Genomic DNA, 25,639 nt, shown 5'->3' on the forward strand with positions numbered 1-25,639 from the left:
TAGATCGGCCACCGCGCGCTGTCGAGCGGTGCGTGGCGCGACGAGGGTTTCCGACGCCTTCGCCGAGCGCGAGCCCGACCGCATCGAGCCGTTCGTCGACGGCCCGCCCAACTTCCTCTGTCTGCGGTTCCTGAAGCGCGCCGACGCGGGCTGAGGCTACGCCTCCGGCGCTCGATCGTCGGCCCCGGCGCCGACGACCTCTCCCTCGTCGAGCGCCAGCCAGTCGACGCTCGCCCGCCACAGATCCCGCTGGGCGTCGCGGTCGGTGGCGGCCTCGGCCGGGCGAACGGCCTCGCGGTCGTCGAAGTACTCGCCGGTGGTTCCGGTCACCGCGGGCGACTTCGCCAGGTGGGTCTGTGTCTCGGCGGACTCGGCGGCGGTGTCGGTGAACCCGGTCAGCCGCCCGACCACGCCGAAGGCCTTCCAGCCCAGGCCCGCGACCAGCGACCCGTTGCGCGACAGCCCGGTCGACGGCGACACCCCCGGGTGACAGCAGTTCGCCGTCACCGAGTCGGGCAGCCGCCGGGCGAGCTCGAACGTGAACAGGACGTTCGCGAGCTTCGAGTGGCCGTAGGCCTCGACGCCGCTCGGCCCGTCGGGACCGCGAACGCCGGCCAGATCCAGCGCCGCCCGCCGGTGCAGGTCTGAGGACACCGTCACGACGCGAGCGGGGTCGGCGGCCGCGTCGGTGTTCTCCCCATCCCTCTGCTCGGCGCGGCGCTCGCCCGTCGCGACGAGGCGGTCGGCCAGCCGATCCGTCAGCAGGAACGTCGCGAGGTGATTGACCGCGAAGGTCAGCTCGACGCCGTCGTCGATCCCCGGCGCGTCGACCAGGCGGCGGTCGCCCTGCCACGTCCCGGCGTTGTTGACCAGGCAGTCCAGCCGGTCGAAGTCGGCGAGCACGGCGTCGGCCAGCGCGCGCACCTCGTCGAAGTCGGTGTAGTCGGCGGCGTAGAAGGCGTGGCCCTCTCCGGGGAGTTCGGCGACCAGCTCCTCGCCCGCCGCGCGGTCGCGACCGTGGAGGACGACCGTCGCGCCGGTCGCGGCGAGGTTGCGCGCCGTCTCCGCGCCGATCCCGCTCGTCGACCCCGTCACGAGCGCGACGTGTCCCTCGCCGAGCGCCGAGTCGCCGTCGACTGCGCCTGTCATGACAGCCCGTTCGACCCGGGCCGAGTTAACGACGACGGGAGCCTGTCCGTGATGTCGTTCGGTTCGATGTGCTCGTTTATCGGTTGTTTCTGTTGGACGAGTCGCGGACTGAAATCGAACGATAGCGACTGCACTTGACGGTGAGCGATGAAAGCCCTCGCCGCGCTCGCTAGCTGGTGACTCGACCGCACTCGTGGTGAGTGCTGAAAGCCCTCGACGCGCTCGCGGTCGCTGAGGCGGGATATCCGCGCTCTCCGCACAGCCCGCGCGGATAGGGCCCGCTCAGGCGACTCCCGGCGCGAGTGCGCCTCGCCCTTTCAGTCCACCAGGACCGCGACCGCAGACGGCCTCGAACCTCCCCAACCTCTTGCGCTCCGCGCGCCTACGGCGTGCGGTGCTCATCCCTCGCGCGACTGTTTCGAGCGGCCCGCCAAGAGGCGGGCACGCTCGACAGCGCACGCCACCGCAACCGCACCGCTACCTACATCAACTGCACTGAACACCGCGGACGGCCGGCAACGAACCGGCCCTCGGTCGGAATGCGGATCCGTCCGTCGAACGCCCGAATTTTGCCACCCTATCTCAGCCAGCGTCCGATCGCCGCGGTCGCCCGCTCGTAGCCGGCCTGGATCGCGTCGATGACGGGGGCGGGGAGCCAGGTCGTCCACCGGACGAACCGGGCGAACGAGCCGACGGGGTAGCGAGCCTTCGGGTCGTCGGCCTCGGCGGCGCGAACGACGACCGCGGCGACGCGCTCGGGTTCGACCGCGAGCGGGTTGCCGTCGAGGATCCAGCCGTCGTCGATGGCCGCGTAGGTCCGCGCGTAGGCGGGCGTCCGCTCGCGGCCGGCCATCCGTTCGCGCGCCGCGTCGGCGAAGTCGGTCTCGACCCACGCCGGCTCGACCAGGGACACGTCGACGCCGCTCGCGCGCAACTCGACCCGGAGCGCGTCGTGTAGCGACTCGACGGCGGCTTTCCCGGCGGCGTAGGCGCCCAGCCCCGGCGAGGCGACCAGCCCCATGACGCTGGAGACGGTGACGATCCGGCCGCGACCGCGCTCGCGCATGTGCGGGAGGGCGGCCCGGGCGAGCCGGTGGGGGCCGTGGACGAGCACGTCGAACCCCTCGCGAGCGGCGTCGACGGGCACGTCCTCGACGGGGCCGGCCTCGGCGTAGCCGGCGTTGTTCACCAGGCAGTCCAGCCGCCCGGCCTCGGCGACCACCTCGTCGACGACGCGCTCGCACTGGGCGTCGTCGGTCACGTCCAGCGCACGGGTCTCGCAGTCGGCGCGGACGCGCTCGGGCAGCGGCGTCCCCACGTCGGTCGCGTACACGCGCCAGCCCCGCTCGGCGAACGCCAGCGCGATGGCCGACCCGATGCCCCCGCCCGCACCCGTGACGAGGGCGACCGGTGGCCCCCCGTCGCGCTCGACCGGGCGAGCCGACTCGTCGTTCCGTGACACGGCGGACCCGGCGCGTGCCGGCGAGAAAAGCGTTCCGGGCCGGGTACCGGCGGGTAGGATAAATCTACGCCACGGATGAGGGGAAGTACCTTTGCCGGTCGCGCTCCCAGCCGATCCTGTGAGCGATCTGTCCTCTCTCCGAGTGACGAACGGGGTGTGCGGCCGTGAACCGACCGACGGGGTGATGCGGAGGCGGTCGCGGTGACGCTGGCGGGCGTCGACCGCTACGACCCCGGTCGGGTCGGCGACGTGGGCGGTCGCGCGGTCGTCCTCGGCGGGAGCGTCGCGGGGCTGTGCGCGGCGCGGGTGCTCGCCGACGGCTTCGACGAGGTGGTCGTCGTCGAGCGCGACCCGCTACCCGACAGGCCGGTCGCCCGCGACGGCGCCCCGCAGACGAGCCACCCCCACGCGTTACTCACGGCCGGCCAGGCGGTGCTGGAGGATCTCTTCGTCGGCTTCGGCGAGGACCTGATTCGGGCCGGCGGCCTCGTCGTCGACACCACGCGCAACTTCGTCGAGTACCAGCGCGGCGGCTTCGTCGCTCCCGGGACCGAGCGGACGCCGACCTACTGCGCCACCCGGCCGCTGTTCGAGCACGTCCTCCGCCGGCGACTCCGCGAGCGCGACGCCGTCCGCCTGCTGAGCCCCTGCCGGTTCGTCGGCTACCGGACCGACGACGCGGGCCGGGCGGTGACCGGCGTCACCGTCCGCGACGGTGACGGGCCGACGGAGACGCTGGCCGCCGATCTGGTCGTCGACGCCACCGGTCGCGCCAGTCGGACGCCGGAGTGGCTCGACGACGCCGGGTACGACGCCCCGCCGACCGACCGGGTCGAGATCGACCTCCAGTACAGTTCGGTCCGGATCGAGCGCCCGCCCGCCGACCGGCGAGTAGTCAGCGTCCCGCCGGACCCGCCGCGGACCCGCGGCGCCGCGCTGATACCCGTCGAGGACGGCCGATGGGAGGTGATCCTCGCCGAGATGCGCGCCGACGGCGGGCCGACCGACCGCGCCGGCGTGGTGGCGTTCGCCGAGGACCTGCCGGTCGACCTGGTTGGGGACCTCTTGCGCGACCGCCCGTGGGTCTCCGACGACGTCGCCCGCTACCCCTTCCCCGCGAGCGTGCGCCGCCGCTACGAGTCGCTCGACCGGTTCCCGGAGGGGCTGGTCGTCACCGGCGACGCGATGGCGAGTTTCAACCCCGTCTACGGCCAGGGGATGTCCGTCGCCGCCCTCGACGCGCTGGTCCTCCACCACGCCCTGGCGACCGGCGGGCTCGACCGTCTCGGGCCCCGCTTTTTCGACCGGGTCGCGCCGGTGCTCGACACCCCCTGGCAGTTGGCCGCCGGCGCCGACCGCGGGTTCGCGACCGGCGACGGGTCGGCGTCACTCGGGACGCGCCTGTTCGAGCGCTACTTCGACCGCCTGCTCCGGCGGGCTCACGAGGACAGCGCCGTCGCCGCGGCCTACCAGGAGGTCGTCGGCCTGGAGCGACCGCCGACCGCCCTGCTCCGCCCGGCCGTCCTCGCGCGAGTCCTGCTCCCGCTCGGCGGGGACGCCGAGCGGACGGGACCGCCGCGGACCGCCTCCCCCGCCTCACAGGGGCCGCCCCTCGCCGATGACGAAGGTGCCGTCGAACGCGACCGCCCCCAGCGTCCGACCTAATTCCAGGCCGCGCAGGCGCTCGCCCAGCGGATGGCGGCCCAGCGAGTAGGCGCCACCGAACGGCCGGGCGCCGAACCGCCCGGACAGTTCGAGCGGTTGATATCGGAGCGCGCCCCCGGCCCCGGTTTCGGTGTGCGGCCCGGTCTCGCTCCCGGGGCCGCCAGCGATCCCGGCTTCGCCCGTGTAGCTCGCCGTCTCGACGGTCGCCCGGAGGCGCGGTCGGAACGGCGCCTCCAGCGTGAGGGCGTGCCCCCGCTCGTCGCCGACGGCCGTCCGCCGGCGGTCGCCGCGGTCGGTGATCCGAACGTCGGCGACGGACTTCGGATACCCCCATATCTCGACGCCGAGCGCGCGTGCCGGCTCGGTGGTGACCGGGAGCGCGGCGACGTAGCCGCCGAGCGCGCCCGTCGATCCCGAGAATCCGCTCCGGAGCGCGGCCAGTTCCGGGACGGGGCCGTCCTCCGGCGTCGCCGCCAGGAGGACGCCGAACTCCTCGTAGGGCGCCATCGCGTCGTCGCCGATCCGGCGGTAGTCGACCGAGAGGAGCGCGACCGCGGCGCGCCCGGGAGCGATCCGGACCGGCGCGAGACCTCCGGGGAGCCGCCCGGCCACCGCCCCCGCGTCGGCCGTGACGGCGACCGCCGTCGCTTCGGCCTCGGTTTCCAGCGGCACGGCGACCTCGTGGCCCGTCGAGAGGGTTCGTGAACGGGGCGTCCGGTCGGACACGTACGCCGATCCGGGCGAGTTCGCCGAAAGGATGTCGGTGGCGCCGTCTGCGGAGGCGGTCGCGGCGGTAGTGGTCGCGGCAGTGGCGGCCCGTCTCACCCGCCGGTTCCGTGCCCGAGGGGACTACTCGTGGCCGTACACCGGAACGGGGTGATACGGCTCTTCGAGGTACTCCACGTCCGAGTCGGACAGCGACACGTCCAGCGCCTCGACGGCCGCTTCGAGGTGTTCGACGCTCGACGTGCCGACGATCGGCGCGTCGACGGCGTCGTTCTGGAACTGCCAGGCCAGGGCGATCTGGGCCATCGTGACACCCTCGTCCTCGGCCAGCTTCTGGACGCGCCCGTTGATCTCCTCGCTGCCCGGCCCCTCGTGGTAGGGCGTCCCGTAGTCGATCTCGTGCTCGCCGCGGTCGGTCGACGTGAACTCCTCGTGGGGGCGGGTGAGATAGCCGGCGGCGAGCGGACTCCAGGGGATGACGCCGACGTTCTCCCGGTCGCAGACGGGGTACATCTCGCGTTCCTCCTCGCGGTAGGTCAGGTGATACAGGTTCTGCATCGTCTCGAAGCGGGCGAGGCCCTCGCGGTCGCTGACCTGCAGCGCTCGCTGAAACTGGTGGGCCCACATCGAGGAGGCGCCGATGTGGCGGACCTTCCCCCGGGAGACGGCGTCGTCGAGCGCGCGTAGCGTCGTCTCGATGGGCGTGTCGTCGTCCCAGCGGTGGATCTGGTAGAGGTCGACGGTGTCCATGCCCAGCCGGTCGAGCGAGTGGTCGAGTTCCTGCTCGATCGTCTTGCGCGAGAGCCCCTCGGCGTTGCGGTGCTCGCTGGCGCCCGAGAAACGGACTTTGGTGGCGACGACCTGCTCGTCGCGGTCGTAGTGTGCGAGCACGTCGCCGAGGATCTCCTCGCTCTCGCCCGCCGAGTAGGTGTTCGCGGTGTCGAAGAAGTTGACGCCCAGGTCGATGGCCCGCTCGACGAGTTCGCGCCCCTCGTCCTCGTCGAGCATCCAGTCGCTGCCGCTCCCGAAGCTCATGCAGCCGAGACAGACCTTCGAGACCTCCATGCCCGTGGAGCCGAGCGTGGTGTACTCCATGGCGAACGGACGGCGCGGGCGGACGTAAAACGACCGCCAGCGGAAGCCCGGGATCGCCCCGTGGCGCTTCCGCGGCCCCGCGGCCGCTACTTTGACAATGCGAGACCCGAAACGTGTAGTCCATGGTAATCGATGACGAGGGCGCGCTGGTCGAGGCCCTCCGGGGGCTGGCCGGGGACGCCCTTCGCGTGGTCGCTACGTACGACAGGGACGGCTACAACCCCGTCTACGTCGCCCCGGGCGCCGAGGAACGGGTCCGCTCGCAGGCCGACCGAGTCCACGACGAACTCGTCCTCCAGGGGCTCGGCCGGGGTCACCTCGAGGACCTGTTCGACGCCGGCGACCTGCAGTGTTCGATCCACCGCTTCGACGACCTGACCGCCTTCCACTTCGCCAGCGGCGAGTTCTCCGGGTTGTTTGTCAGCGTCGACTCCGAGGCGGACCTGCCGCTGGCGACGTTCTCCGAGACGTGCAAGGAGTACGTGTAGCGGCCGTCCCGGACGGTCCCCGGACGCGGCGGCGCGGTCGGCCGGTCCGGACCACCGCCGGGCGCTCCGAGTCCGCGCCGGGTTTATATTCGCATGCTGCATACGCGTGCGTGTGAGCACCCGTACGAGTGCGCTGGACGCCGTCGTCTTCGGGGTGGACGTCCAGAGCGGCGACGTGCGCGGGGACGTGTCCTACGCGCTGGTCGCCTTCGACGGCGAACACGTGGACCGGGACGTGGTCTCCCGGCGGAAGCTCCGCCGGCTGATCCGCGACGAACGGCCCGCCATCGTCGCCACCGACAACATGTACGAACTCGCGGAGAACAAGGACGCGCTCGTCCACTTTCTGGGGGAACTCCCCGACGAGACGACCCTCGTCCAAGTGACCGGCGCCGAGCGGCCGGAGCCGCTCTCCCGCGTCGCCAACCGCCACGACGTGCCCTACGGCAAGGACCCCATGAAGGAAGCGGAGGCCGCCGCCCGCCTGGCCGCCAACAACGTCGGCCAGGTCGTCTCCGCCTTCACCGACGAGACGGAGATCAAGGTCTCGCGCGGCCGCTCGACCGGCGGTGGCGGCGGCTGGTCCGAGGACCGCTACACCCGCCGCATCCACGGGTCGGTCAAGAAGCGCACCCGCGAGGTCGAGTCCGACCTGCAGGATGCGGGCCTGGACTTCGAGCGCGAGGAGACCGAGAAGTACGGCGGCTTCTCCAACGCTATCTTCACCGTCGAGGGGCGCCCGCGGGACATCCCCGTCTCGAACGAGCGGGCGGGCGACGTGCGCGTCGAGGTCGAGCGCGTCCGCCGGGACGGCATCGAGTTCCGCCCGCTCGCCAAGCGCCGGGACCACGTCGTCGTCGGCGTCGACCCCGGCACCACCACGGCGGTCGCCATCGTCGGCCTCGACGGCGAGGTGCTGGACGTGCTGAGCACCCGCACCGCCGACAGCGCCGAGGTGACCGAGTGGATCGTCGAGCGCGGCCGGCCGGTCATCGTCGCCGCCGACGTGACGCCGATGCCGAACACGGTCGAGAAACTGCGCCGCTCGTTCGACGCCGCCGGCTGGACGCCCGACCGGGATCTGCCCGTCGACGTGAAACAGCACCGCACCCGCGAGGAGGGCTACGACAACGACCACGAGCGCGACGCCATGGCCGCCGCCTTCGGCGCTTTCGACGCCCACAGCGACCAGTTCGAGCGCATCGCCGCGAAGGTCCCCCCCGGCCAGGAGGTCGGCCCCGTCGTCGCCCGCGTCGTCGCCGGCGGCGAGAGCGTCGAGACCGTTCTGGAGGACCTCCGGGACGACGGCGGCGAGGCTCCCGAGGAGGCCGAGGGGCCCGACAACGAACAGTCACCCGAGCAGAAGCGGATCTCACAGCTCGAATCGCAGGTCGCCCAGCTGCAGTCCCACGTCGAGAGCCTGGAGGAGACGGTCGACGAGAAGGACGACCGCATCGACGACCTGGAGGGGAAGCTCTCGGAGGCGCGCAGCGAGACCCGCGTCGAGGCCCGCAAGGACCGCGAGGTCACCCGGCTGGAGCGGGAGAACCGCCGCCTGAAGGGCGAACTCGACGAGCGCGAGGAGCGCATCGACGACCTGGAGGGCAAGCTCGAACGGCTGAAGGCGCTCTGGAAGCTCGACCACTCGAACTTCGCGGACATCTCGGAGAAGAAAGAGGGCCTGACGCCGGTGAAGGTCGTCGAGCAGTTCACCAGCGACGCCATCGACGACGCCGACGAGCGGTTCGGGCTCGCCGAGGACGACGTGATCATGTTCCGCGACGCCTCCGGCGCCGGCGCTTCGACCGCCGACAAGATCGTCGACGTCGACCCGCAGATCGTCCTCCGCGACGGCGGCCTCTCGGATATCGCCGACGAGATCCTGTTCAAACACGACATCCCCGTCGCGCCGGTCGAGATGGTCACGGTTCAGGAGGTCGACGAACTCGCCGTCGCCCGCGAGCGCGAGGTCGAGGCGGCCATCGGGGACTGGGAAGACCGCGCCGAGGAGCGCGAGCGCGAGCAGAACGCCCAGATGGTCGACCGGCTCATCAGCGAACACCGGGCCGGCGACCGCGGCGAGAGCGACTGACGCAGCGGCCGGCGGGGCCGCTCCGGCGCACTGCCGTCCTCCCCCGCCGCCGTCCCACTCACCGCCGACCCACCGGCTCCTTCTCGACGACTGTCGTGTCAAGTTTTTTGTCGACGGGGCGAGCGAGGGCGGGTATGGCTGGGAGCCAGCGCACGGAACTGGGGGTCGAATCGGCGGCGAAAGTAGCGGGCATCGCGGCGATCGCGGTCGTCTTCGGGAACATCGCCGTCAACGTGTTCGAATCGATGGCGGCGGGGCAGTTCGCGAGCCCCGTCTCGCTGACGGGGATCCAGTACGCGGCGATCAACGAACTCACCACGGTCGCGGTCATCGGGTCCGTGCTGGTGGTGTTCGTGCGCGGCGTCGACGCCGAACTCGTCGCGCAGGCCAGCGGCGTCGTCTACGCGGTGGGGCTCGTTCAGACGCTGCTGTTCGAGGTGCTCGGAGCGTCGTTCGACCCGCGGGTCGGTCTCCTGCTCGCGCCGCTGTCGGTGGTGCTGTACTTCCTCGGGTTCGTCCTCGCCTTCTACCTCTACTTCGAGACCGACATCGTCGACGGCCGGAGCCGCGATACGACCGCGTAGGGGGCGAGCGACGATACGACTGCGCAGGAACGCGGGCGGCCGGCAGGAGCGGCGCGATACCCTCGGTCAGACCATGCCGCCCATGCCGAACGACGCCAGCAGGTTCGTCACGACGCCGTAGAGAATCAGGCCGACGCCGGCGACGACGAGACCGATCCCGGCGGCGATCAGCGGTTCGACCGACGCGATGAGTCCGATACCGCCCAGGATCACGAGGATGCCGACGATCCCGGCGGCGCCGAGTTTGTCTATCACGTCTCCGCTTGCACTCGGCCGGGCCTTAACCGTTTCAGTCTCCGTAGTTCGCACTCACGGTCGGCTTCCGTCCTCAGTACTCGAAGTCGGCCTCGACGTTCTGGGCGGCTCGCACGAGTTCGGTGACGGCCTCGCGATTGGAGAGCAGTTCCATCTCCGAGCCCTCGAACTCCAGGGAGCCGCCCATGACGGCCTCGGTGATGTCGAGGTCGTCCTGCAGGAGGTCGACCCACACCGCGTAGGGGCCGGCCAGTCCGAAATCGTAGTCGGCCTCGGGGTCGTGGCCGCGCGCGGCCACGCAGGCGCCGTCGGCGACGACCACGGTGAGGACGACGGGCTCGCCGTCGTAGCGGTCGTCGGGGAGGATGGCGAACCGGAAGGTGGCGTCGAAGCCCGCTGCGGCCGCCTCGAAGGCGTCGCGGTCGTTGAGTCGCGCCTGGAGCCGGTCGGCCCACGCCTCCGCCTCGCCGGGCAGCGTCGGTGTCATCGTGTGTGGTGTGGTCCCCTCCGCGGCTTTGACCTTTCGGGTTTCGCGGGGCGGCTCGGCGTCGCCGTCCCGACCCCGTTTCCCCTCGCCGCCTCAGGTCCCGCCGTTCTCGAACTCCAGCACGACGGGGCGGTGGTCGGAGACCTGCACGTCGATCACGTCGCAGCGGGTGGGCTCGATGTCGGGGGAGGCGAGGAAGAAATCGAGGGTGCGGGTCTCGGAGACGAGCGAGTCGAGCGGGCGCTTGGGCACCGTCTCGCCGGGGTCGTGGAGGACCAGGCCGGTCTCTTCGAGGGCGTCCTCGACCTCGGCGAGGCCGTCGTAGGCGTTGAAGTCGCCGGCGACGACGACGCGGTCGCGCTCGGCGACGATGGCGGCGATCTCGTCGAGCTGTTTGCGGCGACCGCGGCCGCTCATCGCGAGGTGGACCGCGAAGATGGAGAGATCGCCGATGCGGACCTCCGTGACGAGCCGCTTGGGACCGGTCTCCAGGTAGTGCGCTTCGATGACGGCGTCGATGTCGTCGCGGACGAGCAGGCCGTTCGAGAGATGGGAAAGCACCGGGAGCCGGCCGAGGACGTTGCCGTCGCCGTACTTGGCGTCGGCGCGGGCGTGGTAGGCCAGCCCGCGGTCGGTCAGCGCCTCCGCGAGGCGGGTGACCTGGCCCTCGGTCATGGTGCGGGCCGAGCCCTGGTCGACCTCGAGCAGGCACACCACGTCCGGGCGCTCGTCGGCGATCACGTCGACGAGGCGCTCGGTGGCGCGCTGTTCGGCGGCGTCGTCGCCGAGCATCGCCCGGTGGGGTTTCAGCGCGTAGTCGCGGAGCGATCCGTCGTAGTCGAGCAGGTAACCGGCGTTACACGAGAGTATCTTCACACGTTCTCCGTCGCCTGAGGCGGCGACCGACCGTCCGTTGGGGGGACAGAGCCGGTATGGGCTTATAAATGCGACGGTGACCTGTCGACGGGCGGGACGGTCGCCACCGGTGGCCAGGGCGCGGAGAGACGGCTGGCGAGAAGCGAAACGCGGGTCGGGCGGCGCGCCCGCCGGAGCGTCGGGGCCGCGGCGAGCGACTGGCCCGAAACGATCGTGGGCCGACGCGGTGTCGGACCGGTTAGAAGGTCTCGAGGTAGCGGTCGAGTTCCCAGTCGGAGACGTCGACGCGGTAGTCGTCGAACTCCTGGGTCTTCGCTTCGACGAAGTTCTCGTAGACGTGCTCGCCGAGGGCGTCCTGGACGACCTCGTCGGATTCGAGGGCGTCGAGGGCCTCGCCGAGGTTCGTCGGCAGCGTGGTGATGCCGTACTCCTCGCGCTTCTGCTCGTCGAACTCGTAGATGTTCTCGCGAACGGGGTCGTCGCAGTCGAGGCCGCGCTCGATGCCGTCGAGACCGGCGTGGATGAGCGCGGCGAAGGCGAGATAGGGGTTACACGACGGGTCCGGGAACCGAGCCTCGATGCGGGAGGCGGTCGGGACGCGCGCGGCGGGCTTGCGGATGAGCGCCGAGCGGTTCCGGTCGGACCAGGCGACGTAGACCGGCGCCTCGTAGCCCGGGACCAGTCGCTTGTAGGAGTTGACCGTCGGGTTGGAGACGGCGGCGATGGCCGGCGCGTGGTCGAGGATGCCGGCGATGAACTGCTTGGCCGTCTCGCTCAGGTCGAACTCGTCGTCGCCGTCGTGGAAGGCGTTCTCGCCGTCCTCGAACAGCGAGAAGTGCGTGTGCATCCCCGAGCCGTTGATCCGCGGGATCGGCTTGGGCATGAAGGTGGCGTGGAGGTCGTGCTCGGCCGCGATGGCGCGGACGACCGAGCGGAACGTGGCGACGTTGTCGGCCGTCGACAGCGCGTCGTCGTACGTGAAGTTGATCTCGTGTTGGCCCTGGGCGACCTCGTGGTGGGAGGCCTCGATGTCGAAGCCCATGTCCTCGAGCCCGAAGATGATGTCGCGGCGCACGTCCTGGGCGAGGTCCTTCGGCGCGAGGTCGAAGTAGCCGCCGGCGTCGTTGGTCTTCGTCGTCGCGCGACCCTCCTCGTCCTCCTCGAAGAGGAAGAACTCGGGCTCGGGCGCGGCGTTGACGGTGTAACCCATCTCCTCGGCGCGCTCGATGGCGCGCTTGAGCACCCCGCGCGGGTCGCCCGAGAAGGGCTGGCCGCTGGAGGTGTCGATGACGTCACAGATGAGGCGGCCGGCCGCGCTGTCGTCGTTGTTACGCCACGGCAGCACGGCGAACGTCGACGGGTCCGGGTCCAGGCGCATGTCCGACTCCTGGATGCGGACGAAGCCGTTGATCGACGACCCGTCGAAGTAGATGCCCTCTGTGAACGCCTTCTCGGCCTGGTCGGCCGGCACCGAGACGTTCTTCACTGTCCCCAGAATGTCCGTGAACTGCAGGCGCAGGAAGTCGACGTTCTTCTCTTCGATCTCGTCGAGTACGTCCTGTGCCTCGGCGGAGAGACCCCCGTCCGGTTTCGCGTTTTCGCTTGTCATGTTGATCGACACCAGAACGGTGTGCCCCTATTATTAAAACCCTATCCATCTGCGCAAATCTTCCCCTTCGAGAGACGGAATTGTATATTCGTAAAATTCTAATGCCCCGGTGTCGTCTGTGGACGTAATGACGTACGAAAATCTGGACCGCAAGTTGGTGAATGCGCTGCTGGGCGACGGGCGGGCGAGCCTGCGCAGCCTGGGCGAGGACCTCGACGTGTCGGTGACCACGGTGTCGAACCACCTCTCGGATCTGGAGGAAGACGGCATCATCGATGGCTACACCCCGAAAGTCGACTACGACAAGCTCGGCTACGACGTGACCGCCGTCCTCCAGCTGAAGGTGGAGGGCAACGCGCTCCCGGAGGTCACCGACTCGCTGCGCGAGCACGACCAGATGATCTCCGTCTACGAGGTGACCGGCGACTACGACATCATCGCCATCGGCAAGTTCGCCGACACGGACGGCATGAACGAGCACATCAAGGAACTGCTCGTCGACCCCGAGATCAAGGAGTCCAACACGAGCGTCGTGCTCAACGCCGCCTCCGAGCACGAGCAGTTCGAGCTCGATACCGAGTAGCTCGGCCCCGGGCGCCCGAGTAGCGCCACCGACGCTCGGACGGCGTGTCCCGCTGGGTGTGGGCACCGGGAACCACCACCGATTTTCCGCTTCCGAAACGACCGTCAGCGGCCCGTCTGACGGCGGTCTGACGGGTATTATTGTAGGGTGAGTGGGCTTCTCACGGGTATGGACAGCCGGGGCTCGACCGAGCGGTCGGTCGCCGTCGAGGGCGACGGCGACGCGGCCGAACGGGACATCCGGGACGTGCTCGCGGGGCTGGTCGTCGGCGACGGCGCCGGCACCGACGAGTCGCTCCGAGCGGTCGCCCGCGCCGCGGGCGGGAGCGACCGCCTCGTTCCGGAACTGCTCGACGCCCTCGGCGACGACGCGACCGCCGTCCGGATCGGCGCCGCGTGGACGCTCTGTGCGCTGGCCGACGACCAGCCGGCCGCCGTCGGCTACCTCGCCGAACGGCTCGCCGCCTGGAGCGACCGCGAGAGCGGCGCGGAACCGTTCGAGGTCGGACAGGTGCTCGCGTACCTGCGCGGGAAGTACCCGGGTCGCGTCGCCGACGCGGTCGACTCCGCCGCGGCGCTGGGCGCGCTCGACGCCGACGGCGGGCGACCGGGCGACGGGCGGTCCCGCGGCGGACGGCCCCGGGACGGCGGACGGTCGACAACCGACCGGTCCGGCGGGGGATCGGCCGGCCGAGCCGCGTCGGCGGGTTCACCGTCGTCGGCCGACGGCGCCGCGGATTCCCCGCGATCCGTCGAGACCGACGGCGGCGTCGGCGGGACGGCGGTCGCGGACCTTGGTGACGGGCGGCAGATCGTCAGACCCTCGAACCGGCGCGGCGGCGTCCACCAGCGGCCCGTCGGCTCCGGATCCGGACCCGAGCGGACGCCCCGACCCGGGCGAGCGGAGGACACCGGGGCGGTCCCGGAGACGCATCCGACCCATCCCGATTTCGAGGGGCGTGACGCCGAATCGATCCCGACGGAGCCGGCGACGCCCGCCGAGTCCGGGGGTGCGGACGACGCCGCGGAGCGGACGCCGACGATCGGCGGACGGGAACCGGAGACGCCGGAGACGTTCGCGGCCATCGGCGCCCTGAGTTCGTTCGACCGGCTCTCGGCGGTGGCCGAGGGCTGCGAGGACCGGTTCGCGACGGGCTATCGGTGTCGCGCCGTCGACGAGGACGAGGAGCGCGGCATCGCGACGCGACTGTTCGAGCGCCCCGAGGAGGCCGACCGACTGGACTTCGCCGCCGACCTGACCAAGCGGCTGAGCCGCTGGCGGACGCTGGCCGACGGTGAACACGTCGTCGACGTCGTCGAGTGGGGCGACCGGCCGCGCCCGTGGGTCGCCACCCAGCCGGTCGACGAATCGCTGGCCGAGCGCGACCGGCCACCGGTCGACGAGGCGCTCCGCCAGGCCGAGCAACTCGCCGACGCCGTCGCTCACTGTCACCGCCACGGCACCGTCCACGCCGGTATCGACCCCCGGAGCGTCGTCTTCCGCGGCGACGCCCTCTCGGGGCTCGAACGGCCGATGCTCGACAACGTCGGCCTGATGCACGCCTTCCGCGAGTACTTCCAGCCGGCGAACTACCTCGACCCGCGCTTCGCCGCGCCGGAGTACTTCGACACCGACTTCGGCCGCGTCGACGCCGCGACCGACGTGTACGGCCTCGGCGCGACCTGCTACTACCTCTTCACCGGTCGGCCGCCCTACACCGGCACCTACTGCGAGGTCCGCGAGGGCGTCCTCGACGGCCGACCACCGGCGCCGAGCGCGGTCAACGATGCCGTTCCCGAAGCGCTCGACAGCGCCCTCGGGAAGGCGTTGGGCAGGGAGAAGACGAAGCGGTACGACGCCGTCGAGGGGTTCCGGAACGACCTCGAAGCGGTCGGCGGCGAGTGACGGCGGTCCGTATTCTATCGGTGAAGCCGCCGCTCGTCGGTCGGAAACGAAAGAAACGCAGACTGCGGAAGCCTGGTTCGGGAGCGGTTGCAGCGGTCAGAGAGCGGTGCGAGGGTCGACGGGTAGGCATTCGCGCGCCGTCGGCGCGCGGTTCTCCGTCAGAGGCAAGCTCTGACGAGCCTCGCGTCGCTGCTCTCCGCGAGACACCGGACGCGAGGGAGCGAAGCGACCGACGCGTCCGGCAGTCTCGTGAGGGTAGCGAACGAGACCTCGTCAGAGCTCGTCTCTGACGGTGTTTTCCCCAAGTTTTTCGAGCGGAGGATTCCCGCAGCGCGCCGCCGGCGCGCGAGGACCTCTCCGCTCGAAAAAGTGGTCGAAAAGTGGGTCTACATCATGCCGCCCATGCCGCCGCCCATCCCGCCCATGCCGCCGGGCGCGCCGCCGGGGCCGCCGGGGCCGCCTTCGTCGCCGTCGCCCTCGGTCGAGAGGTCGCCGGCGGCGATGATGTCGTCGATCTTCATGACGAGGTTCGCGGCCTCGGAGGCCGAGGAGACGGCCTGCTCCTTGGCGTGAGCCGGCTCGACGACGCCGGCCTCGAAGGTGTCGACCACGTCGCCGGAATGAACGTTCAGGCCGGCGTGCTCGTCGCCGTCCTCGTGGGCGGCGCGCAGGTCGACCAGCGTGTCGATGGAGTCGAGCCCGGCGTTCTCGGCGAGCACGCGCGGGACGAGCTCCAGCGAGTCGGCGAACGCCTCGACGGCCAGCTGCTCGCGGCCGCTGACGGAGTCGGCGTAGTCGCGGACGCGGCCGGCGAGTTCGACTTCCGTGGCGCCGCCGCCCGCGAGGACGCGGCCGTCGGCGACGGTGGAGGCGACGACGTCGAGCGCGTCGTTGATGCCGCGTTCGAGCTCGTCGACGACGTGGTCGGTCGAGCCGCGCAGCAGCAGCGTCGCGCCGTGGCCGCTGCCCTCGACGTAGAACAGCTCGTCGTCCTCGTCGCGGGTGACCTTGCCCTCGGCGACGTCGTCGGCGGTGACGGAGTCGATGTCCGAGACGATGCGGGCTTCGAGCACCTCGGAGACGAACTCGATGTCCGACTTCTTGACGCGGCGCACCGCGAGGATGCCCTCCTTGGCGAGATAGTGCTGGGCCATGTCGTCGATGCCCTTCTGGCAGAAGACGACGTTGGCGCCCGAATCCTTGATCGTCTGGACCATCTCCTTGAGCCGTTCCTCCTCCTGCTCGATGAAGTCCTGGAGCTGGTCGGGGCTGTCGAGGTTGAGCTGGGCGTCGGTCTCGGTCTCCTCGACCTCGATGGGCGTGTCCAGCAGGAGGACGTTGGCGTCCTCGACGGTGCTGGGCATGTCGCTGTGGACGGCGTCCTTGTCGACGATGCCGCCGGTCAGCAGGTCGGACTCGGAGACGGCGCGGCCCGTCTGGGTCTGGAGCTTGAGGAACTGCAGGTCCGGGACGTGGCTGCCGTCCTCGGCCTCGACGGTGACCGCCTGGATGGCCTCGACGACCAGGTCGACGAGCACGTCCTTGTTGAGCTCGGCGCCCTTGCCGGTCATGGAGGTCTCGGCGACCGACTTGAGGATCTCCTCGTCGCTGGGGTCGACGGAGGTGGCGATCTCGCCGATCTCCTTTTTGGCCTCCTTGCTGGCCATGTTGAACCCGCGGATGATCGAGGTCGGGTGGATGTCCTGCTCGAGGAGGTCCTCGGCGTTCTTGAGCAGCTCGCCCGCGATGGCGACCGCGGTCGTCGTGCCGTCGCCGGCCTCGTCCTCCTGGGCCTCGGCGACCTCGACGATCATCTCGGCGGTCGGGTTGTCGATGTCCATCTCGGTGAGGATGGTCACGCCGTCGTTCGTGACCGTCACGTCACCGAGCGAGTCGACGAGCATCTTGTCCATCCCCTTCGGTCCGAGTGTGGAGCGGACCGACTCGGCGACGGCGCGGGCCGCCGAGATGTTGTGGCTCTGCGCGTCCTTGTCCTTCATCCGCTGGGAGTCCTCGCCCAGAATGATCATGGGCTGACCCTGCATTCGCTGCTGACTCATGTTCAACCGAGAGTATGAATGTGCTTCTATATAAATTTGGGTGTTCGAGGGCGTTCACCGGCCCCGGAGTAGCCCCGCTGTATCCCCGCGTTACCGCCATATCGAGCCTGTTACCCCGTTTGCGTGTGTGATCCGTTACCAACGCCTCCGAACGCGTGATGCTGGGGTTTATATGTCGGCGGGGAAAGACGAGGGGTCTGCGCGGAGCGCGGCGGCGGGCGCGGTCGACGTGCGGTCGATGCGCGGTCGGTTCGACGGGCGAGTCGGTCAGTCTGTGGGTGGCGGTCCGTGGGTCGGGCGGTCGATACGCGCGTCGGTCGGGACGGAAGGGTCAGGCCGGTTCCTTCCAGTGGACGACGACGACGCCGACGACGAACGCGTCGGTCGTGTCGGTGTCGCGTTCGACTCTGATGGTGTTGTCCCCCTCGACGAGGTCGATGCCGGAGAGGGTGTCCATCCACTGCTGCCAGCCGTCGCGCGGCGGGATGTCGAACCCGGAGAGCGCGACGTCGTTGACCCTGATCTCGTGGCCGTACTCCTCGACGTCGTAGGCCTGGAGTTCGAGGTAGGCCTCGGTGGCGTCGTCGGTCGGCACCTCGAAGGTCAGCTCGTCGGTCTCGTCGCCGACGAACTCGGCCCACGGCACCGCGAGGCTCTCCTCGTTCTGACCGAGGTGTTGCTGGAACGGGACGAGCGCGTAGTTGGGGCGGCGGTCTCCCATACCGGACAGTGGGCGTCAGCCGATTTATATTTCGGGTCGCCTGTCGACCGGATCTGCACCGCCCGGTCGCCGACCGCCACCGCCGGCGCCGCGGTCCGGCGGGCGCGGGCGAACGTGTTCGGCCACAGCCCGACGAGTTCGGCGGTCGTACGGTCGGGCATGAGCGCGATCCCGGGCGAGGTCGACACCGACCGCCAGCCCCCGATGACGGTGCCGCTCCGCCACTTCCTCGTGGGGCTGGCGCTGCTTCTCGCCGGCGGCGTCGCGGGAGTCCTCGACGCCGTCGGGCTGCTGTCGGGATTTTCGGCGCTGGCGCACGTCCACCTGCTGCTGGCGGGGTGGGTCTGCGTGACGATCATGGGCGCGATGGTGCAGTTCGTCCCCGTCTGGTCGAACGTCGCCCTGCACTCCCGGCGACTGGCGACCGCCCAGCTGTGGCTCGTCGCGACCGGCGTCGGCGGCATGGCCGCCTCCTTCGCGACCGGCGCGCTCGGCTGGGTCCACGCCTTCGGCGGCCTCGCCCTGCTGGGGTTCTGGACGTTCGTCTACAACGTCGGCCGGACCCTCCTCGGCGCTCGCCCCTGGGACGTGACCGAACGCCACTTCGCACTCGCTCTCGGCTTCTTCGCCGTCGTCCCCGCGATGGGGTTCGCCCTCGCGATGGACTACTCGATCCCCTTCCTCGCGGACTCGCCCGTGAGCCGCGTCCGGCTGACGGCCGCCCACGCCACGCTGGCCGTCTTCGGCGCCGTCCTGACGACGGTGCTGGGCGCGCTCTACCAGCTCGCCACGATGTTCACCCAGACCGAACTGCACGGCGTCGACCTCCATCTCCGGCGATTCGAGGAGGTCGGCTACCCCGCGGGCGTCCTCGCGCTCGCGACCGGGCGCCTGCTCGGGTCGGCGCCGCTGGCCCGCGTCGGCGGCCTCCTCGTCGCGCTCGCCCTCGGCGGCTTCGCGGTCGTCCTCGCGCGCAAGCTCGTCGAGACCGCCGTCGAGCGGACGCCCATGCTCTCGCGGTACGCCGTCGCCGCCGTCGCGATGGCCGCGTGGGCCGCCCTCGCCGGCCGCGCCTGGCTCGCCGACCCGCTCGCTCCGTCGGCGCTGTTCGGCGGCGGCCCGCCCCACCTGCTCACGTTCGGCGTCGTCGGCTTCGTCGTCCTCGGCACCCTCTATCACGTCGTCCCGTTCATCGTCTGGGTCCACCGCTACAGCGACCGCCTCGGCTACGAGCCCGTCCCGATGATCGACGACCTGTACGACGACCGCGTCGCCGCCGCCGACTTCGGCTGCGTCACCCTCGGCGCGACCGGGATCGTCCTCGCGAGCGCGCTCGGCCTCCCCACCGCCGTCACGGCCGTCTCGGGCTCGCTCGCGACCGTCGGCTTCGCGCTGTTCGCGACGAACATGCTCCTGGTCGTCCGCGAGCACAGCCCCCGCCCGCTCCGCGCCGTGCTGATTTCCCGGTTGGGCGACGGTGACGATCTGTCCGACGAATCCTCTAGCGATGGCCGGGCCCCCGCCGAGGATACCGTGCGCTGAGGTCTGTGTGATAGTTCTCTGTGACTGGTTCGATAGCGGGAGATCGCATGCGCTGAAAGCCCTCGCCGCGCTCGCTCTGAATTGATTCTACACCCGACGAGGACAGCAGGCGCTGAAAGCCCTCGCCGCGCTCGCTAGCAACTGTTTCGACGGCGTTCGACGGCAGGCGTTGAAAGCCCTCGGCCCGCTCGCTCTGAATCGATTCCGCACCCGACGAGGACAGCAGGCGCTGAAAGCCCTCGACGCGCTCGCGGTCGCTGAGCGACATATCCGCGCTCTCCGCACCGCCCGCGCGGATAGGGGCCGCTCAGGCGACTACCGGCGCGAGCCCGTCTCGCCCTTTCAGTCCACCAGGGACCGCAACGGCAACCGCAGCACCTCACTGCCCCGCACAGCAACCGCAGACGGCCTCACACCTCCCCAGCCGCTTGCGATGCTCGCAGGCTGCGCTTCTCATCCCTCGCGCGACTATTTCGAGCGGCCCGCGAAGACGCGGGCACGCTCGACAGCGCACGCCACGTGTGCTGGTCACACGGCGGTGACCGATGTGGTTACCCCCCGTACTCCTCGCGCGCGCTCGCGACGAGTTCGGTCACGTCGACGGTCTCGCCGGACTCGCGGGCGCGGTAGGCCCCTTCGGTCAGCGCGGTGACTCGCAGTCCGAACTCCGGGGGGACGGGGTTGTCGCGTTCACCTTCGACGGCGTCGAGGAAGGCGAGGACCTTCTTCGTGGTCTGCTCGGCGTAGCTGCCGGCGTCGAACGTTCGGTGGTCGGGCTCGCCGCCGGAGCTGTCGAAGACGGTGAGCCCGCCGTGGTCGAACTGGAGGTGGCCGTCGGTCCCCCAGAGGACGAGCGACTCCTCGAAGCCGGTGCCGTCGGCGCTGACGCCGACACTCGCGGTGATCGGGCCGTCCGGACCGTCGAGCGTCGCCGACAGGGCGGTGTTGACGTCGACGGCGTGGTCGCGGTCGTCCATCACGGCGGCGACCTCGCGGGCGCGGGAGTCGGTCGTCCACAGCAGCGCGTCGAGCAGGTGCGACCCGGAGTCGCTGAGCTGGCCGCCGCCCGACAGCGCCGGATCGACGCGCCAGGTGCCCTGCGTGTTCGCGATCCAGTCCTGTGCGAGGTAGCAGGCGGCCATGTGTACGTCGCCGATCTCACCCCCGAGGACGGTCTCGCGGACGGCTCGATAGCCGGGGTGGAGGTGCCGTTGGTAGCCGATCTGCAGGAGCGAGTCGCCCTCGCGGGCGCGGTTCACGAGGTCGACGGCGTGGCCGGTCTCGGTGACCATCGGCTTTTCGAGGAGCACGTCCAGCCCCCGCTCCAGACAGGCGACGGTCTGCTCGTAGTGGAGGGTGTGGGGCGTGACGACGGTGACGGCGTCGACCGCCTCGGCGTCGAGCATCGCCTCGTAGTCGGCGTAGGCGGGGGCGTCGTACTCGGCGGCGAACGATTCGCGGGCGTCGGCGGCCACGTCGGAGCCGGCGACGACCGTCACGTCGGCGTCGGGGTGGGCGGTCACGCCGTCGAGTTGCATCCGTCCGAGGTCGCCGAGGCCGATCGCCGCGAGTCGCGTGGTCATGGGGTGTGCCACCGCGTGTCGAGCCAAGAAGCTACCGGACGCGGAAGCGCGGCTCGGCCGCGGCGGGGTTCCGGCGGGCCGAACGAACGAGTTCGGTCGCGGGGCGGAGCCGAAACCGGAAGCGTGGGCGCACCTCGGTACGCCTTTGGGCGACGAGCGAGAAGCGGGGGGTATGAACCACGACCGGTCACGGGACCTCTACGATCGCGCGCTGTCGGTCATGCCCGGCGGCGTCAACTCCTCGGTGCGGGCCGCAATCGAACCGTACCCCTTCTTCGTCGAACGCGGCGACGGCGGCCACGTGATCGACGCCGACGGCAACCGCTACGTCGACTGGGTGATGGGCCTCGGACCCCTCCTCTACGGCCACGACCTCCCCCAGCCCGTCGAGTCCGCGGTGCAGTCGAAGGTCAGCGAGGGCCCGATGTTCGGCGCGCCGACCGAGATCGAAGTCGAACACGCCGAGTTCGTCACACGGCACGTCCCCAGCGTCGAGTCGATCCGGTTCGTCAACTCCGGCACCGAGGCGACCGTCTCGGCCTGCCGGCTCGCCCGCGCCGCGACCGGCCGCGACAAGATCGTCGTCATGCAGGGGGGCTACCACGGCGCCCAGGAGACCACCCTCGTCGAAGGGGAGTACGACGACGTCGAGCCCTCCAGCCCGGGCATCCCCGAGGAGTTCGCCGAGCACACGCTCGCGGTGCCGTTCAACGACGAGGAGGCCGCCCAGCGCGTGTTCGAGGACCACGGCGAAGACATCGCGGCCGTCATGGTCGAGCCCATCCTGGCGAACATGGGCATCGTCGCACCGGTCGACGGCTACCACGAGACGCTGCGCGACCTCACCGAGGACAACGGCGCCCTGCTGATCTTCGACGAGGTGATCACGGGCTTTCGCGTCGGCGGCCTCCAGTGCGCCCAGGGCAAGTTCGGCATCGACCCGGACATCACGACCTTCGGCAAACTCATCGGCGGCGGCTTCCCCGTCGGCGCCATCGGCGGCCGCTCGGAACTCATCGAGCAGTTCACCCCCTCCGGCGAGGTGTTCCAGGCCGGCACCTTCTCGGGTCACCCCGTCACGATGGCCGCCGGCCTCGAATCGCTGCGCTACGCCGCCGAACACGACGTTCACGAGCACATCAACGACCTCGGCGATCGGCTCCGGACCGGCCTTCAAGAGATCGTCGAGGACCAGGCGCCCGAGTACACCGTCGCCGGCACCGAGGGCATCTTCAAGGTCCTGTTCACCCGCGACGCCCCCGAGACCTTCGAGGGTCACTGCGAGGGCGGCTGTTCCCAGCGTCCCGACTGTCCGCGCTTCGAGCACTGTCCCAAGAACGCCGCCGACGTGGCGGCCGGCCAGACCGACCGCTGGCGCCGCGTCTTCTGGGGCGAGATGAAAGACCAGGGCGTGTTCCTCTCGCAGAACCAGTTCGAGGCGCAGTTCGTCACCTACGCCCACACCGACGACGACGTGGAGACGACCCTCGAAGCGTACAAGCAAGCGCTGTAGCGCCGCCGGCGACTGGTCACACTCGTGACACCGGGTTGGGAGGATCGGACCGCAGGACTGCAGTTCGATCGGGCGTAGAGATATCAATCGCTGAAAAGGCTCGGAACGGTTTATAGTGATGCCGAGCGGGAAGGGACACACGATGGAGATCCCCACGGCGTCGCCGGCCGTACTGGACGCGCTGGCCGACGCCACGCGGCGGGCGGCGCTCGCCGAACTGGTCGCCAGCGGCGCGACCGCGACCGTGGGGGAGCTGACCGCGGCGCTGGCGTCGGGGCCAGCGGGGTCCGGTCCCGACGCCGCGGCCCCCGACACGACGACCGACCGGGCGGATCTGCGGACCGCGCTCCACCACGTCCACCTCCCGGCGCTCGCCGAGGCCGGTGGGATCACCTTCGACCCCGAGACCGGGCTGGTCGCGGCCCCCTCGGACACCCCCTTCGATCGCGAGTGGGCCGCCCGGCTGGTCGCCGACCACCACGACCCGGCCTACGACGCGACGCTCGCCGCGCTGGCGAGCGCGCGCCGCCAGGTCGTCCTCTACGAACTGCTCGCCGACGGCCCCGCGACCGACCGCGATATCGCCGCCGTCGTGGCCGCCCACGAGCGCGGCGTCGAACCGGACGCCGTGCCCGCCTCCGTCGCGGAGGTCGTCGAGCTCTCCCTGACGCACACGCACCTGCCGACGCTCGTCGAGGCGGGGTTCGTCACTCGCGAGCCCGACGGGACCCTCGCCGCCGCGTCGATGCCCTGGCGGTCGGACCCCTGGGTCGCCGCGAGCCCCATCGGGTCGTGGGCGGCCGTGGAGTGAGACGAGGGCGCTCCGAACCGGTGCGGCGGCAGGTTTTCACCCCCGGGCCGCCCACTCCCCGTATGAGCGCCATCGAGGAGAAACGGATGTACGGCGACCGCCGCGAGGAGACGGTCGCCTACCTCGCGACGGCCCAGGGCGTGGCGACCGTGCGGGTCTCGGGCGACCAGGTGGGCCGCTTCGGACTCGCCCACCGGACGGACGCCCGCGACGTGGCGACGGTCGACGGCGCGGTCGTCGTCGCCACCGACGAGGACGCCCTCGTCGGGCCCGAGGAGTTCGAGCCGCTGGGGTTCGGCCCGGCGGTCGCCGTCGGGACCGACCGCGGCGACGACGTGCTCGCGGCCGACGAGTCGGGCCGGGTCGCCCGCTATCGCGACGGCGAGTGGACCGACCTGGGGACGGTCGACGACGCGCGCGCCGTCGCCGACGGCTTCGTCGCCGCCGCCGACGGGGTCCACCGAGTCGACGGCGACGCCCTCGCGACCGCCGGGCTGGAGGGCGTCCGCGACGTGGCCGTCGCCGACGGCGTCCCGCTGGCGGCGACCGACGACGGGCTCTACCGGCTGGGTAACGGCTGGCTGCGCGAGCGCGACGGGGCCTTCCGCGCGGTCGCCGCGGGCGGGGGCCACGCCCACGCCGCGACGGCCGACGAGTTCGTCGAACGCGACGGCGAGGCGTGGACGGACGTGGATCTGCCGGTCGAGGGGTCGGTCGTCGACGCCGGCTACGGCGAGTGCGTCTACGCCGTCACCGCCGACGGAACCTTCCTCGTCGGGGCCGACCCGGAGACGACCGCCGACGGCGCCGGCGGCTGGCGTTCGCGCTCGCTCGGCCTCCCCGGCGTGGCCGCGCTCGCGGTGGTCTGAGCGGTCAGTCCTCGTCGCCGTCCCGACCGCGCGCGAGTATCCCACCGACGAGCGCCGCGGCCGCCGTCAGGAGACCGACCCCGTCGCCCGTCCCGCCCGTCGTCCCGGACGGCTGCGTCGGTGACTCCGTCGACGCGTCCGTCGTCGAATCGGTCGGGGAGGCGGCCGGCGGGGGCGTCGGCGTTCGACTCCCCGTTCGGGTCCGCGTGGACGCCGGGTTCGCCGCCGGGGTCGGACTCCGCGTCGGCGTCGGCGCCCGCGTCCGGGTCGGCGTCGACGACCGGGTCGGCGTCGGCTCCGCGACCGGGTACGTCGCGGCGACCCCGGCGTGGTCCGAGGGCCAGACGGTGACCGTCTCGCCGTCGACCGTCGCCTCGACGCGGTCGGCGGGGTCGGCGCCGAGCCGTTCGACCGCGGTCGGGTCGGGGCCGCGCGCGAGCACGTGGTCGACGCGGCTGCCGAGGCGCGGGCGCTCGTTCCGCAGGTCCGACGGCTGACAGCAGGTGTCGCCTGGTTCGGGCGGCGCGACGCTGGCCGCCGCGTCGGTCAACGCGCCGGTCACCGTCTCGTAGGCGTCGCCGCCGGCCCCCGGACCGCTGTTGAGGTCCGCGCCGACGACGACGCCGTCCGCCGCGGGGAGCAGGTCGACGAGTTCCGCGGCCTGGCGCCGTCGGACCGCCGCCTTCGACGATTCGAGGTGCGTCGAACAGGCCGTCAGGGCCGCTCCGTCGACGACGAGGTCGGCCAGGCAGTACCCCCGCCGGAGCGTCACCGTCAGGTCGTCGCCGAGCACCGGGTACCGCGCCCGGGCGTCGTAGCGGCCCGAACGCGTGTCGCGAACGTCCACCCCCTCGCGGACGAGCAGCGCGACGCGGTCGGTCAGGCGCACGTCCAGCCACTCGTCGTCCGCCTCCGCGGGCACGGACACGTCGGTCGTGACGGCGGCGGTCGCCACGTCGTAGCCGGCGTCCCGGTCGGCGAGCGCCGCGGTCACGAGGTCGAGCAGGTCGACGACCGTCTCCCCCTCCCCGTCGGCGAACAGCGGCCGCGTCCGCACGAGCGCGGCCTCCTGGAGCGCGACCACGTCGGCGTCGGCGGCGACCAACCGCTCGGCGATCGCGTCCGCCCGGGCCGCGTACGGGTGGCGCCGCGCCTCGGCGACGAGGTCCCCGGCGATCGACCGCGCCCCGGCCAGCGAGTCGGCGTCGAACAGGTCGAACAGGTCGACGCCGAGATAGCAGTTCCAGGTGGCGACGGTCACCCCCGCGGCGTCGTCCGCGTCGGTCGCGGCGCCCGTCTCGCCGAACGTGTCGCCCGTCCGCTCGCCGGACGCGGCCGCCGACCGACCGACGGCGGTGGTCGCGACCCCCGCCGCACCGGCGAGAACCGCCCGGCGCGTCGGCGAGCGGAGCGGCGAACCGTCCCCGCCGCTCCCGTCACTGCCGTTCCCCCCGTCACCGTCGTTGCCGTCACCGTCACTGCCGTCCCCGTCGCTGCCGTTACCGCCCTCGATCGCGTCGGTCGTCGCGGGCATCGTCGGCCCGTATCCGGCTGTCCCCCTTGA

Annotated in this window: 24 protein-coding genes; 11 read left to right on the top strand and 13 right to left on the bottom strand. The window is 71.3% G+C overall.

Annotation, left to right across the window (positions count from 1 at the left end; genetic code table 11):
• Window positions 1–28 precede the first annotated feature (28 nt).
• Entirely contained in the window at window positions 29–154 is a 126-nt protein-coding gene (locus tag HZS54_RS26410) for a hypothetical protein (protein ID WP_281377733.1), read from the top strand.
• Between the two features lie 2 nt (window positions 155–156).
• Here HZS54_RS26410 and HZS54_RS03065 read toward each other — a convergent pair whose 3' ends face one another.
• A complete protein-coding gene (locus HZS54_RS03065; RefSeq protein WP_179920497.1) occupies window positions 157–1,149 on the bottom strand; it encodes an SDR family NAD(P)-dependent oxidoreductase in 993 nt (330 codons plus the stop codon).
• Between the two features lie 577 nt (window positions 1,150–1,726).
• Window positions 1,727–2,611, bottom strand: a complete 885-nt coding sequence (locus HZS54_RS03070) for an SDR family NAD(P)-dependent oxidoreductase (RefSeq protein WP_179920498.1) — start codon at window positions 2,609–2,611, stop codon at window positions 1,727–1,729.
• A 201-nt stretch (window positions 2,612–2,812) separates the two neighbouring features.
• Between HZS54_RS03070 and HZS54_RS03075 the strand changes: the two genes are divergently transcribed.
• A complete protein-coding gene (locus tag HZS54_RS03075) occupies window positions 2,813–4,276 on the top strand; it encodes an FAD-dependent oxidoreductase (RefSeq protein WP_179920499.1) in 1,464 nt (487 codons plus the stop codon).
• On the opposite strand, the gene HZS54_RS03080 is transcribed toward HZS54_RS03075, so the two are convergent.
• Together HZS54_RS03080 and HZS54_RS03085 are read right to left on the bottom strand one after the other, a co-directional pair.
• Window positions 4,208–5,002, bottom strand: a complete 795-nt coding sequence (locus HZS54_RS03080) for an acetoacetate decarboxylase family protein (protein ID WP_179920500.1) — start codon at window positions 5,000–5,002, stop codon at window positions 4,208–4,210. The two genes, HZS54_RS03075 and HZS54_RS03080, sit on opposite strands and share 69 nt — an antisense overlap.
• A 123-nt stretch (window positions 5,003–5,125) precedes the next feature.
• A complete protein-coding gene (locus tag HZS54_RS03085) occupies window positions 5,126–6,097 on the bottom strand; it encodes an aldo/keto reductase (protein ID WP_179920501.1) in 972 nt (323 codons plus the stop codon).
• Between the two features lie 122 nt (window positions 6,098–6,219).
• Here HZS54_RS03085 and HZS54_RS03090 point away from each other — a divergent pair, with 122 nt between their 5' ends.
• From HZS54_RS03090 to HZS54_RS03100, 3 genes are all read left to right on the top strand, one after another.
• On the top strand, window positions 6,220–6,585 hold the full coding sequence (locus HZS54_RS03090; protein ID WP_246391760.1) for a DUF7522 family protein: 366 nt from the start codon (window positions 6,220–6,222) through the stop codon (window positions 6,583–6,585).
• A gap of 112 nt (window positions 6,586–6,697) precedes the next feature.
• Complete coding sequence (locus HZS54_RS03095; RefSeq protein WP_179920502.1) at window positions 6,698–8,677, top strand: DUF460 domain-containing protein; 1,980 nt, start codon at window positions 6,698–6,700, stop codon at window positions 8,675–8,677.
• A gap of 134 nt (window positions 8,678–8,811) precedes the next feature.
• Entirely contained in the window at window positions 8,812–9,261 is a 450-nt protein-coding gene (locus tag HZS54_RS03100; RefSeq protein ID WP_179920503.1) for a hypothetical protein, read from the top strand.
• A gap of 66 nt (window positions 9,262–9,327) precedes the next feature.
• On the opposite strand, the gene HZS54_RS03105 is transcribed toward HZS54_RS03100, so the two are convergent.
• The 4 genes from HZS54_RS03105 to glnA all read right to left on the bottom strand — a co-directional run bounded on the left by HZS54_RS03105 (window position 9,328) and on the right by glnA (window position 12,488).
• Window positions 9,328–9,516: a DUF7470 family protein gene (locus HZS54_RS03105; RefSeq protein WP_179920504.1), complete on the bottom strand. Its 189-nt coding sequence runs from the start codon at window positions 9,514–9,516 to the stop codon at window positions 9,328–9,330.
• Window positions 9,517–9,589: 73 nt separating this feature from the next.
• Window positions 9,590–10,003 (bottom strand): SCP2 sterol-binding domain-containing protein, encoded by a 414-nt coding sequence (locus HZS54_RS03110; RefSeq protein WP_179920505.1) that lies wholly within the window; start codon window positions 10,001–10,003, stop codon window positions 9,590–9,592.
• Window positions 10,004–10,096: 93 nt separating this feature from the next.
• Entirely contained in the window at window positions 10,097–10,879 is a 783-nt protein-coding gene (locus HZS54_RS03115) for an endonuclease/exonuclease/phosphatase family protein (protein WP_179920506.1), read from the bottom strand.
• 238 nt (window positions 10,880–11,117) lie between these two features.
• Window positions 11,118–12,488: a type I glutamate--ammonia ligase gene (gene glnA, locus HZS54_RS03120; protein ID WP_179920507.1), complete on the bottom strand. Its 1,371-nt coding sequence runs from the start codon at window positions 12,486–12,488 to the stop codon at window positions 11,118–11,120.
• Window positions 12,489–12,615: 127 nt separating this feature from the next.
• On the opposite strand from glnA, the gene lrp reads away from it, so the two are divergent.
• Window positions 12,616–13,071 (top strand): HTH-type transcriptional regulator Lrp, encoded by a 456-nt coding sequence (lrp, locus tag HZS54_RS03125; RefSeq protein ID WP_179920508.1) that lies wholly within the window; start codon window positions 12,616–12,618, stop codon window positions 13,069–13,071.
• Between the two features lie 168 nt (window positions 13,072–13,239).
• Window positions 13,240–14,976, top strand: a complete 1,737-nt coding sequence (locus tag HZS54_RS03130; protein WP_179920509.1) for a protein kinase family protein — start codon at window positions 13,240–13,242, stop codon at window positions 14,974–14,976.
• 386 nt (window positions 14,977–15,362) lie between these two features.
• On the opposite strand, the gene thsB is transcribed toward HZS54_RS03130, so the two are convergent.
• Both thsB and HZS54_RS03140 read right to left on the bottom strand, forming a co-directional pair.
• On the bottom strand, window positions 15,363–17,021 hold the full coding sequence (gene thsB, locus HZS54_RS03135; RefSeq protein WP_179922921.1) for a thermosome subunit beta: 1,659 nt from the start codon (window positions 17,019–17,021) through the stop codon (window positions 15,363–15,365).
• A 346-nt stretch (window positions 17,022–17,367) separates the two neighbouring features.
• Complete coding sequence (locus tag HZS54_RS03140) at window positions 17,368–17,757, bottom strand: DUF7383 domain-containing protein (protein WP_179920510.1); 390 nt, start codon at window positions 17,755–17,757, stop codon at window positions 17,368–17,370.
• Between the two features lie 159 nt (window positions 17,758–17,916).
• Here HZS54_RS03140 and HZS54_RS03145 point away from each other — a divergent pair, with 159 nt between their 5' ends.
• Window positions 17,917–19,299, top strand: a complete 1,383-nt coding sequence (locus HZS54_RS03145) for a hypothetical protein (protein ID WP_179920511.1) — start codon at window positions 17,917–17,919, stop codon at window positions 19,297–19,299.
• Here the strand turns inward: HZS54_RS03145 and HZS54_RS03150 are convergent.
• Together HZS54_RS03150 and HZS54_RS03155 are read right to left on the bottom strand one after the other, a co-directional pair.
• Window positions 19,259–19,567, bottom strand: a complete 309-nt coding sequence (locus HZS54_RS03150; protein ID WP_179920512.1) for a hypothetical protein — start codon at window positions 19,565–19,567, stop codon at window positions 19,259–19,261. The two genes, HZS54_RS03145 and HZS54_RS03150, sit on opposite strands and share 41 nt — an antisense overlap.
• A 283-nt stretch (window positions 19,568–19,850) precedes the next feature.
• Entirely contained in the window at window positions 19,851–20,882 is a 1,032-nt protein-coding gene (locus HZS54_RS03155; RefSeq protein ID WP_179920513.1) for a Gfo/Idh/MocA family protein, read from the bottom strand.
• 172 nt (window positions 20,883–21,054) lie between these two features.
• Here HZS54_RS03155 and hemL point away from each other — a divergent pair, with 172 nt between their 5' ends.
• The 3 genes from hemL to HZS54_RS03170 all read left to right on the top strand — a co-directional run bounded on the left by hemL (window position 21,055) and on the right by HZS54_RS03170 (window position 24,075).
• Entirely contained in the window at window positions 21,055–22,395 is a 1,341-nt protein-coding gene (hemL, locus tag HZS54_RS03160; protein WP_179920514.1) for a glutamate-1-semialdehyde 2,1-aminomutase, read from the top strand.
• A gap of 142 nt (window positions 22,396–22,537) precedes the next feature.
• The gene (locus tag HZS54_RS03165; RefSeq protein WP_179920515.1) at window positions 22,538–23,206 is read left to right on the top strand and encodes a DUF7344 domain-containing protein; all 669 of its coding nucleotides are present in this window, start codon (window positions 22,538–22,540) and stop codon (window positions 23,204–23,206) included.
• Between the two features lie 62 nt (window positions 23,207–23,268).
• Window positions 23,269–24,075 carry an HVO_0234 family beta-propeller protein gene (locus tag HZS54_RS03170; protein ID WP_179920516.1) on the top strand — a complete coding sequence of 269 codons (807 nt, stop codon included), beginning with the start codon at window positions 23,269–23,271 and terminating at the stop codon, window positions 24,073–24,075.
• A 4-nt stretch (window positions 24,076–24,079) separates the two neighbouring features.
• Here the strand turns inward: HZS54_RS03170 and HZS54_RS03175 are convergent, their stop codons facing one another.
• Window positions 24,080–25,609: an endonuclease/exonuclease/phosphatase family protein gene (locus HZS54_RS03175; RefSeq protein WP_179920517.1), complete on the bottom strand. Its 1,530-nt coding sequence runs from the start codon at window positions 25,607–25,609 to the stop codon at window positions 24,080–24,082.
• Between the last annotated feature and the right edge of the window lie 30 nt (window positions 25,610–25,639).

The sequence above is a fragment of the Halosimplex pelagicum genome (genome assembly GCF_013415905.1).
In the GTDB taxonomy this organism is placed as follows: Archaea; Halobacteriota; Halobacteria; order Halobacteriales; family Haloarculaceae; genus Halosimplex; species Halosimplex pelagicum.